A 12,439-nucleotide genomic window follows, 5' to 3' on the forward strand; every position below is an offset into this window, starting at 1 on the left:
CTCTGTGAGCTCATACTTAACGTTATCTCCACCTCAACGGTTTTATAGTTCTAATATTTAACACAACTTGACTTTTCTCGTCAAGGACTTTTTATAAATTTATTTAACCGACTGCTCTGTTATAGGTTTCCGTCATCTTGGAAGCGGCCTCACTGATTTTCTGGAAGCTTCCATCGGTAGCCCATAAAATTTGCAAGTCATTCTCGGAAAATCCTTTTCCGCTTTCTTTCCGGTCAATCAGCTCCTGAAGCTGCTTCTTAAAATCTCCGGCAGCATCTGCAAAGGTAGTAACGTAATAGTTGTTATCAAAGCCTTCCTTCTCCGCAGCATCTTTATCCTTGGAAAGGGGCACAAATTCCAAAAGCAGGGTAGCCAGCTCGTCATACGCAGGACGTATCTTTGTCAAATCAAGGTCGGCAATATTGACCTCCGCTACATTGGGCTGCTCTGAAAAGGCGTCAATAATTTGATTTTTCAGATCCATGATTCTCAGCATATCATAGCGAATCGTTAAGCCGTTGTCCTTCATTCTCTGCATTTCTTCTTGCTGTCTTTCCACAGAAAGGCTATGAATGGCTGCGGTATAAGTATCTGCCGGATCGATATAGCTTTGTACCAAAGGGAAAAGTCTGCTATGAATTTCCTGGGCCTTGGCATACTGATCATCCTTATAGGCCTGCAAATCTCCATAACTGGCCGCCTCGTTATAAACCTTCATGGTTTCCAGTACGATAGGAGCCAAAGTTTTTACCTGCTCATCTAAATCGATAAACTTGGTTCCGGCATTGGCCTGATCCAGATAGTTCTGTACCTGCTCCATGTCATAATCGCTAAAGCTGACCGTAGTATAATGCCCGCCTTCTATTACCTTGAACTCTGTCTCCGGCTCTACTCCCTCAAAATATCTGCCGATATTATCTTCAAAATTACCGGTTAGGAAATTGCTAAAATCCACGTAATTGTTGTATTGTGTCAGCTCATCGTCGCTTTCCCCGGAATCAGCGGAAAGGTTCTTTTTCAAAGCATCCAAGGGGTTATTCCCGGAATCACTGCTGTCCCCGCCGCTCTCTCCGCTTTTTTCCTGCTTAATAGCATTCTGCGCCATTTTTAAGTCTTCACAGGCAGAAAGGCTGAGGGCTAAGGCAATTGCGCCAAGTCCTAAAACGATTTTTTTCATACATTTTCTCCTCATCAAAAAAATTCTGCATCTTTCTTTATTTTAAGAAAAGATACAGAACTAATTATACAAAAATTTAAATTTTTTACAAGAAACAGAAAGAATTTCGCAAAAAGCAAAAGCTTTATTTAGCTTATGACTTTGCTGTAGCTTTGAACCATATTAATAGATGCCCAATCTATCTTTAAAAAGCTGCCATCTACATTTGTCTGCCCATAATCCTTCTCTGTAAATGGCTCATTTTCGTCTATCCGACGAATCATTTCCTGAATCTGTTTTGCAAACTCTTTGGAATCATTGACAAATTCCGACAAATCTTCAAAAATGCTGGGGTCAGTAAACAATTCCGCATCAATTGCTTTCCGATTTCCTATCATTTTTTCGAAATCCGATAGGGTAGCCAGAAATTCCTCATAGGCAGGACGAATTTTAGATAAATCCAGCTTTGTCATCTCTTCCTGGACAAGATTCTGATTTATGATTTCATCCATAATTTGATCTCGTAGAGAGAACAGCTTTAACATGTTATAACGGATAATGTAGCCCCGTTCTTTCATTGCCTGGATTTCCTCTTCCATTTTTTTTGAAGAAAGCTCATCAATAGCCCGCTTATATTCCAACAATGGAGCTTTAGTACTCTCTACCAAAGGGAAAAGACGGCTGTGAATTTCCTTTGCCCCTTCATAGTGATCATTTTTATAGGTCTCCGCCTGTCCATAAGCTGCTGCCTCGTTATATATTTCCATAGTCTTTAAGATTAAAGGAGCCAGGGTTTTTACCGGCTTATCCACCTCAGGGAAATGCGTCCCTCCATTCGCTATTTTTATAACATGTCGGATAAAGTCAAACTCTTCCGGGGTAAAGCCTTCCTTGCTATACTCCTTCCCCTCCGCCAAATGAAACTCCGGTTCATTGCGAACTCCCTGAAAATAAAATACTGAAATGAAGTGATAACGAGCAGCCAGAAAATTACTGAAGCTAGCATAGATATTGTACTCTCCATTTTCCATTTTAAGATCTCCCTTTTTAAATACATCCATAGGTTGGTCTCCTAACTGCTCTGTGTTTCTTGTCTTCTCTTTCTGAAAAGAATTTTGTACCATCTTAATATCATCGCAGGCAGAAAGGCTGAAAATTATAGTCAAGATACTGATACAAAGCATAGCTTTTTTCATATATGTTCCCCCAAAAAGGCATCCTCTACAGCGGCATAGCACTCTCCTAAGCTTCCCTTTGGAAAATATCAGAAAACACATGCTCCGCAAAAGATATTCAACGAGATATCGTACGCTCTGCGAGGGATATCTCGTTATAAATAAAAAAGTTCTGTATTCTTCTATTTTTAAGAATGAATACAGAACTCATTATATAAGAAAATGCTGTTTTTACAAGTTTTACAAGAAGACTTTTTTATTACTTCTTCGCTTCCTCCAAGGCCTTCTCCACCGCATGGCAAATGCCCTCGCTACTGGTGGTGGCTCCTGCCACCGCATCCACGTCGGTACTCTGCTTTTCCAAAATTTCCGGAATCACCTTCTTCTGTGCGTCAAAGAAATATTCTTCATCGTCCTTGGTTTTCACAATGTCGATGGCAGTAATCTTTCCCCCGGAAATGGTGACTTTCACTTCCACATTGCCATTGTAGGCGGAAGCCTTTCCAAAGCATTCTCCGTCTTTATAAGCTCCGGATATGCTATCCTCATCAATAGCTTGGGAATCGGAGGAAGCATCCGAAGAATTCGCAGAGGCTTTATCTCCGCTAGCTTCTGATGCTTTTTTGGAAGAATTATTTTCCTCCCCCTGTCCGTGCTGCTCCGATACGCTTTCCTGCGCTCTGATTTTATCTACATTTGCCTCCAGTGCGGCGCGGTATTTCCCGGCACTGTAAAAGCCGCTTAGAAAAATACAAACAATGGGCAAAATCCCCCCAATACGAAGCAAAGGAAATGTCTTTTTCTCCTTGCCTTCCTTTTGTATTCTATACTGCCTAATCCGTAAGAACCCGTAGAGTCCAAAAATGAAGCTGTAAAGCATCAGGGTGAAGAAATAGTCTCCCTTTCCCCGAATCAGCGCCCCTTGATAAATAAAGAAAATGTGTAAATACAAAAGCAGGTAAAAAAGATAGGACCAGTTTTGTAATTCTTTCCAGGTCTTTCCCTGCATTTTCCGCCGAACAGCCTGAAAGGAAGTGACGGTCAGGGGAATTAATAAGAGAATCATAAGACAGGACACAATGGCTGCATGAAGTTCCATCAGGCTGATATGCCCTTGTCCAAGGAATAAGGCACCAAAGTATTTTCCGCCAAAGGCCAGATTATGGGCCAAAGTAATCAAAGAGGCGCAAATAGCCATTTCCCCTCGAAGAAGATAGATGGTCTTTCTTCCGGAAAAGCTCTTGGGAAGCACCGGTGCCAGCATCACCCAGATAAAGAGAGAGCCTGCCAGCACACCCCTTTGCATGATTTTCTTAAAAAAGAAGTCCAAAAAGGGAAGTCCTCCCTCCCTTGGATAAAAAATACTTACCAAGGAAAGGAGGATACAGATTCCATACAATACTGCCGGCTTCTTCTTTAATGCTTTTCCGAAGAAATGGAAAAATGCTAAACTGCATATTAAAGTAAGAATCACAATCATTGAACGACTACCTCGAATTTCACTTCAGGATATCCGTCTGCCTTGATGGTTACAGGATAGGTTCCGGGGCCGTCAAAGTACTTTACTTCCTGACCGTCCTTCTTGTAGCTCGCCTCAGTATTTACGCTACCGTCTTCATTGAAAATGTTCTTTCCGAATCTTCTTCCGGAACCGCCCTTAAACTCCTGCTCTCCGATAGTTGCGGAGCTTGTAGAAGCAATGTAGTTTGCGATAGTCAGCTGATCTGCGTTTTCCGCAAGGCTTAACTTGTTATTTTCAAAATGGAAGTCCTCCGCCTTTAAGCCGGATTCTACCAGTACCTTAAAGGATACATCGGTAAGCTTGTCGTTAGAGAATACCAGCTGGTACTTTCCGGGAGTCATTTCCTTAGGCAGTACCAAAACACCGGCGGTGTCTGTATTAACCTCTCCCTTTACCTCACTCTTCCTACTGATAACCTTGCCAAGAGCGTAGCTGTCTTCTCCGGTGGAAAGCTGATAATTCACTTTGGTGCCTTCCGGACTGTAGCTTACCTTCTCATCTCCGCTAACCTTGTACTCAGCAGGAGCAATCTTCTTCACATGAAGGTTTACGGGAACCTCCACATCATCCTCGTCCATTAAGAAGTAGGTAATTTTCACAATGTCCTTATCCTGAATATCTTCAAAACGCTTAAACTCTTTCTGAGCCTTATGGTTGGTGTCCTCGAAAGCCACAGCGGAAAATGCCAGCTCCTCCGGCTTTACCCAGATATTGTCCTCATGCTTTAAGCCGTACTTTGCGCCGTCCTTGGTTTCCAGAATCGCAGCCTGTACGATTTCAGAGTCCATATCCAAACCGCTGACTTCGATTTCATAATTTCCGTAGGAGGAAGTGGTGGTAATATCCGCTTCGGTGTCCTTCGCTTCATTTGTAGTTCCCTGTGTCTTGGAAAGGGTTCCGTCGGAGTTTAATACCTTATACTCCTTAGGCTCAGTGCTGACTTCACTTTCAATAGCCCCCATCAAAGTAAGAAGCGCATTCTTGCTTTCCTTCTTCTCCTCCAATGCCTTCTTGGCATCCTCATAGAGGGACTTCGGAATCGCAACGTTCACGTGCTTAATTCCCTTATAGACAGAGCCTTCTCCCTCTACGGCACCGTCCGCCATCACAAACTTCTCCACCTTTTCCTTAGTAGGAGAGCTGGCACTGTCATACATTCCTGTCTCCCGGAAACCGTCCTTTGTTACCTTATCCTCCACATCCAGCTGTGCCTTCAAATCCTTCCCCTCTTCAGGAGCAATATCCTTTAATTCTCCGTAATAAAAGTCCGCATAGGGAACGGTCATCTTTACAAAGACATAATCAGACTTCTCTGCCTGAGCTGCAGTGCTTTCCGCAGCCTTCTCCGATCCTGCAGCTGTGGTGGCAGTATCCTGCTTCTTTCCGCAAGCCATTACGGAGGATGCTAAAATGATGGCGGAAGCGCCAAGAATCCAATATTTTCTCATAATACCCCTTTCTGTCTACACATTACTGCTTCGCTTTGTAGTATTCCTCAAAGGAGAACAACAGTACCGTAAGGTATCTTAACCCCTATCCATAGGAGAGTTGTTTAACACGCAAAAAGCACCCTCCTATTGAGAATAGGCTGATGCTTACGCTAACATCACAGCTCTTTAGATGATAATACAAAGCTTTTAGTTAGTTGCATCTATCTTTCAAGGCAGTATTATGACAGAGGAGAGGAAACTTGTCAATCCTCTTATATTAAACACTTATCATTCTTTATTTAATCTATTTTTCCCAGCTTTCGCAAAAAATCCGATTCTGTGGATTCCTGATAAAGAGGGGCTAAAAGCTCTTCAATCTTGGCTTTCTCTTCTTTGGATAAATGAGAGAAGAGTACTCCTCTTTTACTTAATTTATTTCTTAGCTCCACCCGCATTTTTTTCACGTAAGCTCTTTCCTGTAAAGCCATGGAAAAAGACACATCCCTAAGCAAAGCCAGATCTTCTTCCGACAGATTCTCTCTTGCTCTGGAAGAAAGAATTTGCAAATCTAAAACGGGGCTGTGATTATCCTCTAAAAAATACTTGGCGGAAAGATTGTGTTCCTGCCGGGCAAATTCCTCTATGGTATTTTCACTGCCCTCCACAATTCCGCTTTGCAACGCCTTATAGATTTTATCTTGCGGAAGCTCTCTGGTTTTTCCGAAAAGAAGCTGCAAAGCTCTTACCATGCGAGACTCCTCCTCCACTCCTAAAATCAATCCGTCAAAATCCGCTGCAGAGATCAGTGGCTTTTCCACGGTATAAAAATCCCGAAAGCCAAGACAATGCCACACCAAAAGCTCCATTCCCTTGCTTTGAAAATCCTCTTGAAAAATAGCACCCTTGTCTCCATCTAAGACATTCCACATTTCCTCTTCGCTGTCAAAAAGATAGGGAAGCTCCATGAGAGAGAGCTTTGCAGAAAGCTTCTTTGCGGAAGGTAGGGGCAGTCTTACCATGTCCAGATTACCGGAGCGAAACCGTTCCAACAAAGCCAGGTCGTTATCCTTGTCCTTGGGACTAAGAAATTTAATCTCTATCCTCCCACGGCTTTTTTCCTTCACTTCTTTGGCAAAACGCTTGGTCATCTGCAAAGTATAATCATCATTGTTCGCCAATAAGCCGTAAGTTAATACAATCTTATTACTCTTGCTTTTCATAATGGCGGGATGTCCTGTACCGGAACATGCCGTCAAAAAGAAAAAGGAAAAAATCAAGAGTAAGGCCCAAAACGTTCGGCGAAAAAAGGGGGCAGAATCGCTGCCGGCTCCCCAATCCTCTCTTTCCAAGCTGCTCTTTTCTATTTTATCTATTTCTGTCCTATCCTTCTGAAAAGAACAGTTCCTATCCCACTTCATCCTTTACCCTCATTTCTCTCTACTATTCAAATTCTTAAATCTGAATAGTATTTCGTCAATGAGTGTATAAAAAATAAGTAGATGAGGGAGATAGAATCGAGTTACTTAAAACTATTTATCTCGCAAAATCGATTCCTATCGCCCACATCTACTTATTAATTTACAGAGAGGTGGAAATACGTTTTTTCATCATAGAGAGTCGGAAATACGTTTCTTCATTTCTTCTACCTGAAGAGCAAATTCTTTGGAAGAATACACAATGGCGCCTTTTCCGGAAAAGCCTTGAATCTGCACGGCCTGGTCGGAGCTGACTACCACTACCGGGTAGCCGGATTGAGAAAAATCATTGGCCATTCTACTTAGGGCAAAGTCTGCCGATTCTCCTTCCTTCGTAAAGATTACCTGCATTCGGGAATCCAGCTGCAAAGTTTTTCCCGGATTGCTTTTCACCCGATAGGCATCAAAAATCAAATATAAATCCACGTCATGGTATGCCGCATATTCGGAAAGCAGGGGAAGAATCTGCTCTCTTCCCGCCATCAAATCCGTTTGTGCCAGTGCCTTCCATTCTTCCTTGGCAAAAAGAAAGTTGTAGCCGTCCACCAAAAATTTTTTTCGCTTATTTTTCTTACCCTTCTTGGCATACTGGGCTCTGGCTTCCTCCAGACGAGCTTCCTTCTCCTTGGATAAAAACAATTTTTGCTCGGTACGAATAGCTTCCTGTCCCCGATTTTTTAAGGGGCCGAAGGTTCTTTCAAAAATCGCATTCAGCTCCTCCTCTAAGGAAATGCCTTCTTGGCCCTTTTTCTTTTTCTCCGAGTGCTCCCCTATGTTCTTAAGCTGTAAAGAAGCGGAACCGTTAAGCTTCGAAGAGGAATCTCCTGATTTTCCGCCGGAAGTATTTTCCTCCCATCCGTCCTGTCCTAAAGCCGCCTCGGAAACAAGCTCTTCCCCATAGTAAAGTTTTCCTGCAGTAGTGAGGGGAAGCTCCTCCGACGGAATCCCGAAACGCTCCTCCAATACTGCTAAGGCTTGTTCCTCTTCCATTTCCCGATAAGAGGAAAATGAGAAAGAAAAACTTTCTCCCTCTCCCTGCACAAAACTTTGCAGCTCCGAAAGGCTTATCCCGGGAATCTTTCCCAGTAGCTGATAGTTTTCTCCCTCGGAAAGCAGCTCCTCCTGCTTTCCCTTTTGTCTTTCAATCTCCTGCAAAATCTTTCCAAGCTTCTCCTGAGAAGCTGAGATTTCATAGGAAAAATACGGCATTAACAGCCGAACCCCTGCTGTAGCTTGAGCCATTCGAAAGGCCTGATACACCGCCTCCTGAAAGTCCACATAATAGGCGGAGCCTCGAGAAAAGCTTAAATTGGAAATTTCCAAAGCATAGTTCTCATAGGGGCCGGAAAGGAGCGGTCCCGGAAAATGCTCCTCTGCCCACTCAGTTTCCAAGCGGGAAATCCATTCCTCCGGTAGCTCTCCTCTTTTCTCTATGGAAAAAATGCTTTTCTTTTCCGGATTTCTGCTATTCTCACAATCCCTTTCGCCCTTTCCCACCTCCTGCTGCTCCCCAAAGAATTCTACTTCCTTGGGAATTAAGCGAAGAAGCAGAGAAATCCTGTGACCGGGTTCCAGCACAGCTCCTCTTCCATAGGCTTCTCTACGGGGACTTTCCCCGTAACGAAGCTTCGGCTTGGAAAAATGTAGTTTCTTCCCCAGCCTCTTGGCAAGCAAATCCGTCAGGAGTTCTTTTTGCAAATTTCCGGACAGCTGAGCAGTGACCTGCTTTTCTGCCAAAGAAATAGAAATCCCCCACTCCGGAAATTCCTTTTGCAGCTCCTCCAAATCCTTTCGATAGGAAAGAATCTCCTCTCCTTCAAGAGATAAAAGGATAGGAAAATAACCTTCCTTCTCTTTCTCACTATGCTCATCCACCGGGAAATAGCCAAGACCCGCATTTTCCGAAATCGGCATGGTAAAAAGCATTCCCGGCTCTACGCTCTCTACAGCCTCCTCTTCTACCCCTTCCAAATGTAACTCCAAAGCCTTTTCGGAAGGACGCCATTCCTGCCGTAAGGAAAGACTTCCCCCCAAAAGCTTCGCTCTTCCGATTCTTCTTCCTTCCGGACTTTTGCTAATCTTATATAAAATTCCCCGCAATTCCTCGCTATAGGCCGGCATTTGACAAAGAGCAAAAATCCAGGAAAAAAGTTCGGTGATTCCCTCCTGCTTTAATGCAGAGGTGAAGAAAAGAGGAAATAGCTTTCTCTCCTGTATGTTTTCCTGCAAAAAGCTAAGGGGAAGCCGTCCATTTTCCAGATACTCCGCGGTTCCCTCTTCGGATAATACGGCAAGATTTTCCAGAAAATCCTGACAATACTCTGAAGGAACTGCCTTCTGTCCTATAGCCTCCTTCTTCTCCGGAGCTTCCTTTTGTTCTAAAGCTGCATTCTCCTTGGAGGCTACTGTCCGGGTAAAATCCTCTTCCTGTAAAAATCTTGCCAAGTCGGAAAAAGTATAGGGAGAAAAGTTGATAATCCCCTCACAGGAAAAGGCCTCTTGGATTTCTCTTAACAAAGCTTCCCTATCCCCTTGGAAAAGGTCCATTTTATTTACCACCAAAAAAAGAGGAATTCCCTTCTCTCGCGCTCTTTCAAAGAGGTGCAACTCTCGCTTTTGAATACCGTCATTTCCGTCAATCAGCAGGATACCGTAGTCCATAACCGCAAGACAACGCTCCATCTCCGAGGAAAACTCCTGATGTCCGGGAGTATCCAAAAGAAAAAAACGCTTATTTTCCTTGGTAAAATAAACGCTTTTTGCATAAATCGTAATTCCTTTTTTTCGTTCCAGACTGTCCTTGTCTAAAACACTATCTCCATGGTCTACCCTGCCCTTTTCCGAAATTCTCCCGCTTTCATAGAGAAGAGCCTCCGAAAGACTGGTCTTTCCTCTGTCCACATGGGCCAGCAAAGCAAGTACGATATTTTCCATACGAACCTCTGTTTCCGCCATTTCTTTTATATTCTTAGGCTTTTGGTCAAAGAAGCTTTCTGAGATTTTTGTTAAAGAATCTTCCTATGCTTTTTATCAAAGAAGCTTTCTGCGTTTCTCTCAAAAATCTATCTGGCTGCGTCCAAAATCCAACTTCCATAAGGAATCTACTTTCTGTGCTTCTCTGCAATACGAACCAAAGCCTCTACACACTCCTCCGGGTTTAAGCCCTCTTCATTCAGAATTTCATGAGCATATTGAAGGTAGAGGGCCTTTCTTTCGTTATATAGGTCTTTCAGGGTAAAGCCATCAGGAATCGCCACTCCTCTTTTCACCGGGTCTCCGATTCTTTTTTCCACCTCGGAAAAGGGCACATCCAGAAAAATCACCAAAGAAATCTCCCGCAAATGCTCCATAGCCCTCTTACCATAGCAAATAGAGCCTCCCGGAGCAAGAACCGTATTGTTCATAGACAGCTCCGCCCCCACTTCCTCTTCCAAAAGGAGAAAGCCCTCTCTTCCACGCTCTGCAATGATTTCCCGAAGCAGCTGTCCGGTCTTTTCCTGAATCACCAAATCCATATCCAGAAAGGACATGCCTAATTTTTTCGCCAGCAACACCCCTAGAACGCTTTTTCCGCTGGAGGGCATTCCGATTAAACAAATATTCATAAGACTATCCTTTCCGCTTTCTGGTGTTCCTACTTTAAGTCCACTTTTTCTACTCCGGTCTTCTTCCATAAAGTCCGGCTTTTCTCTCGTCTATTTTTCGTTCTGAAGATTCTACTTTTTCTTTTCAGATGTTCGTTCTGAAAGTCCGGATTTTCTCTTACATTTGCTCCCCATAGAGGCTAAGAGGTGGAATCAGCTGTTTCTTTCTGGAAACCACATTCTCCAGCACAGCGGTATAGCCCTCCACCTCTTCTCCGGAAAAATCAAAGCTTTCCTTTTTCGGCTCCAGCAAAAAGGCATTTTGAATCAGGGTTTCTGCCCTGTGCCCAACAGCCAGAAGCAGAGTATCCTGTTTTAAAATGTTGGTGAGCATCACAAAGGCCATGTCCAGATTTTCTTCTCCTAAAGCCTCCTTGGCAAAATGGAAGAGTCTGGGCTTTAAGGAAAGAAGCTCTTCTTCATTTAAGGAGCTTACCTGACTGACGCCAAAATGAATGTCTCCTGCAGTAAAGGTCTTAAAGTCCTGATAAAAAATCTCCCGATCCGTCTTCTGCTTTAAATCGGAAGCGGCGGAAAACATTTCCATAGCATACTTTTCAATATCCACTCCGGCAATCTCCGCCAACGCTCTGGCAGCCATCTCATCGGTCTTGGTGCAGGTAGGAGAACGGAAAAGGAGGGTATCGGAAATGATGGCGGACATCATCAGTCCCGCTGTCTGAGGATCAATCTCCACCTTATTTTCCTGATACATCAGATACACAATCGTGCTGGTACAGCCAAGGGGCTGGTTTCTAAAATACACCGGTCCCAAAGTCTGAATGGTTCCCAGTCTGTGATGATCAATAATCTCCAGGATTTCCGCATTTTCCATGCCGTCCAATGCCTGTCCCAGCTCATTATGATCCACCATGATGACCTGTTTTCCGCTGGCTCCTAAAAGATTTCTACGGGAAAGCATGCCCAGATATCGGCCGTCCTTACTGATGACCGGGAAATCTCTGTGCCGCTTCTTCGCCATCACATCCTTGATTTCATCCACCGTATCCTCTTCTTCGAAGCTTAAAATGCCTTCCTTCGTCATAAAGAAGCTGATGGGAATGGACTGGTTAATCAGTCTTGCCGCCGTATAAGCATCATAGGAGGTCACCATGATAATCATGCCGTTTTGCTCCGCCAGGGCTTTAATCGTGGGGGAGGCATTGGCGCCTTCGCAAATGATGATACAATCCGCACCATTGTCCAAGGCGGAAAGCTGGCTCTCTGCTCTATTTCCCAGGATGACAATGTCATGGGGTTCAATATAGTAGTTCATCATTTCCGGATTGGCTGCCGCAATCAACACCTTTCCGTCCTGACAATTTCGGTTGGCATCTCCGGTAATCAGAGTTGCTTCCAAGGTTTCCAGGATATTTTTAAAAGGAGTCTCTGCCGTGGAAATGATGGCAGAATCATATACATTCATATAGGACTTGGCAATATCGGACATGGTAATGAGACCTTCCAAAATGCCGTTTTGATTTACTGCGGGAAGGGTAACCACATGACCGTCTCTCATCATCTGATAGGCCTGCTTTAAGGACATATTTTTAGAAACTCCGGGAGTCTTCCGATAGGCAATATCGGAAACCTGGGTTTTCACATTATCCAACAAAAGAGGAGCATCCACCTTAAAATAATCTAAAACAAAACTGGTTTCCGCATTGGGACTTCCGGCTCTGCAAGGGATGTACCGGTCTGTATTATTTATCTTATTCTTCAAGCGGGAATAAGAAATCGCTGCACAGATGGAATCCGTATCCGGATTCTTGTGGCCTGTAATCAGAACCGGTCTTTCTGTATTGTGTGGAATCTTTGATTTTTTCTCTGCCATTTTCTTTCCTCTTTCTTCTAACAACATAGGAAAATCTTAGTGCAATAGGGGGGCGCTGTCAAGAAGGGGGATGAGGTGAAGGTCTGTATTCAATGAATAGATGCGCTCTGTGGTATAGGGGGATAACCGGGGCACGCTCCCGCTAACTTCGCCCTGCAGCGGTACTAAGCGAAAAACTGCAGTACCTTTGTTTTTCGCAAGTA

8 protein-coding genes are annotated in these 12,439 nt (G+C 43.8%); all 8 read right to left on the minus strand.

The window, feature by feature from the left end:
• Positions 1–103 precede the first annotated feature (103 nt).
• Positions 104–1,177 (minus strand): DUF3829 domain-containing protein, encoded by a 1,074-nt coding sequence (locus RDQ32_RS09445; protein ID WP_308580206.1) that lies wholly within the window; start codon positions 1,175–1,177, stop codon positions 104–106.
• Positions 1,178–1,305: 128 nt separating this feature from the next.
• A complete protein-coding gene (locus tag RDQ32_RS09450) occupies positions 1,306–2,217 on the minus strand; it encodes a DUF3829 domain-containing protein (RefSeq protein ID WP_308580207.1) in 912 nt (303 codons plus the stop codon).
• A 373-nt stretch (positions 2,218–2,590) separates the two neighbouring features.
• Complete coding sequence (locus tag RDQ32_RS09455) at positions 2,591–3,811, minus strand: FMN-binding protein (RefSeq protein WP_308580209.1); 1,221 nt, start codon at positions 3,809–3,811, stop codon at positions 2,591–2,593.
• Complete coding sequence (locus RDQ32_RS09460) at positions 3,808–5,301, minus strand: hypothetical protein (RefSeq protein ID WP_308580210.1); 1,494 nt, start codon at positions 5,299–5,301, stop codon at positions 3,808–3,810. The genes RDQ32_RS09455 and RDQ32_RS09460 overlap by 4 nt, the downstream gene beginning before the upstream one ends.
• 281 nt (positions 5,302–5,582) lie before the next feature.
• Positions 5,583–6,701: a TRAP transporter substrate-binding protein DctP gene (dctP, locus tag RDQ32_RS09465; RefSeq protein WP_308580212.1), complete on the minus strand. Its 1,119-nt coding sequence runs from the start codon at positions 6,699–6,701 to the stop codon at positions 5,583–5,585.
• A 189-nt stretch (positions 6,702–6,890) separates the two neighbouring features.
• The gene (locus RDQ32_RS09470) at positions 6,891–9,713 is read right to left on the minus strand and encodes an NYN domain-containing protein (RefSeq protein WP_308580214.1); all 2,823 of its coding nucleotides are present in this window, start codon (positions 9,711–9,713) and stop codon (positions 6,891–6,893) included.
• Positions 9,714–9,859: 146 nt separating this feature from the next.
• Positions 9,860–10,363: a shikimate kinase gene (locus RDQ32_RS09475; protein WP_308580215.1), complete on the minus strand. Its 504-nt coding sequence runs from the start codon at positions 10,361–10,363 to the stop codon at positions 9,860–9,862.
• A gap of 157 nt (positions 10,364–10,520) precedes the next feature.
• The gene (locus RDQ32_RS09480; protein ID WP_308580217.1) at positions 10,521–12,236 is read right to left on the minus strand and encodes a putative manganese-dependent inorganic diphosphatase; all 1,716 of its coding nucleotides are present in this window, start codon (positions 12,234–12,236) and stop codon (positions 10,521–10,523) included.
• Positions 12,237–12,439: the final 203 nt, after the last annotated feature.

The sequence above is a fragment of the uncultured Oribacterium sp. genome (assembly GCF_902481605.1).
GTDB classification, from domain to species: domain Bacteria; phylum Bacillota; class Clostridia; order Lachnospirales; family Lachnospiraceae; genus Oribacterium; species Oribacterium sinus.

Coding starts and splice junctions, on each gene's coding strand:
- RDQ32_RS09470 (WP_308580214.1), bottom strand. CDS start 9,713: ATGGCGGAAACAGAGGTTCGTATGGAAAATATCGTACTTGCTTTGCTG.
- RDQ32_RS09450 (WP_308580207.1), bottom strand. CDS start 2,217: ATGGATGTATTTAAAAAGGGAGATCTTAAAATGGAAAATGGAGAGTAC.
- RDQ32_RS09445 (WP_308580206.1), bottom strand. CDS start 1,177: ATGAAAAAAATCGTTTTAGGACTTGGCGCAATTGCCTTAGCCCTCAGC.
- RDQ32_RS09455 (WP_308580209.1), bottom strand. CDS start 3,811: ATGATTGTGATTCTTACTTTAATATGCAGTTTAGCATTTTTCCATTTC.
- dctP (WP_308580212.1), bottom strand. CDS start 6,701: ATGAAGTGGGATAGGAACTGTTCTTTTCAGAAGGATAGGACAGAAATA.
- RDQ32_RS09460 (WP_308580210.1), bottom strand. CDS start 5,301: ATGAGAAAATATTGGATTCTTGGCGCTTCCGCCATCATTTTAGCATCC.
- RDQ32_RS09480 (WP_308580217.1), bottom strand. CDS start 12,236: ATGGCAGAGAAAAAATCAAAGATTCCACACAATACAGAAAGACCGGTT.
- RDQ32_RS09475 (WP_308580215.1), bottom strand. CDS start 10,363: ATGAATATTTGTTTAATCGGAATGCCCTCCAGCGGAAAAAGCGTTCTA.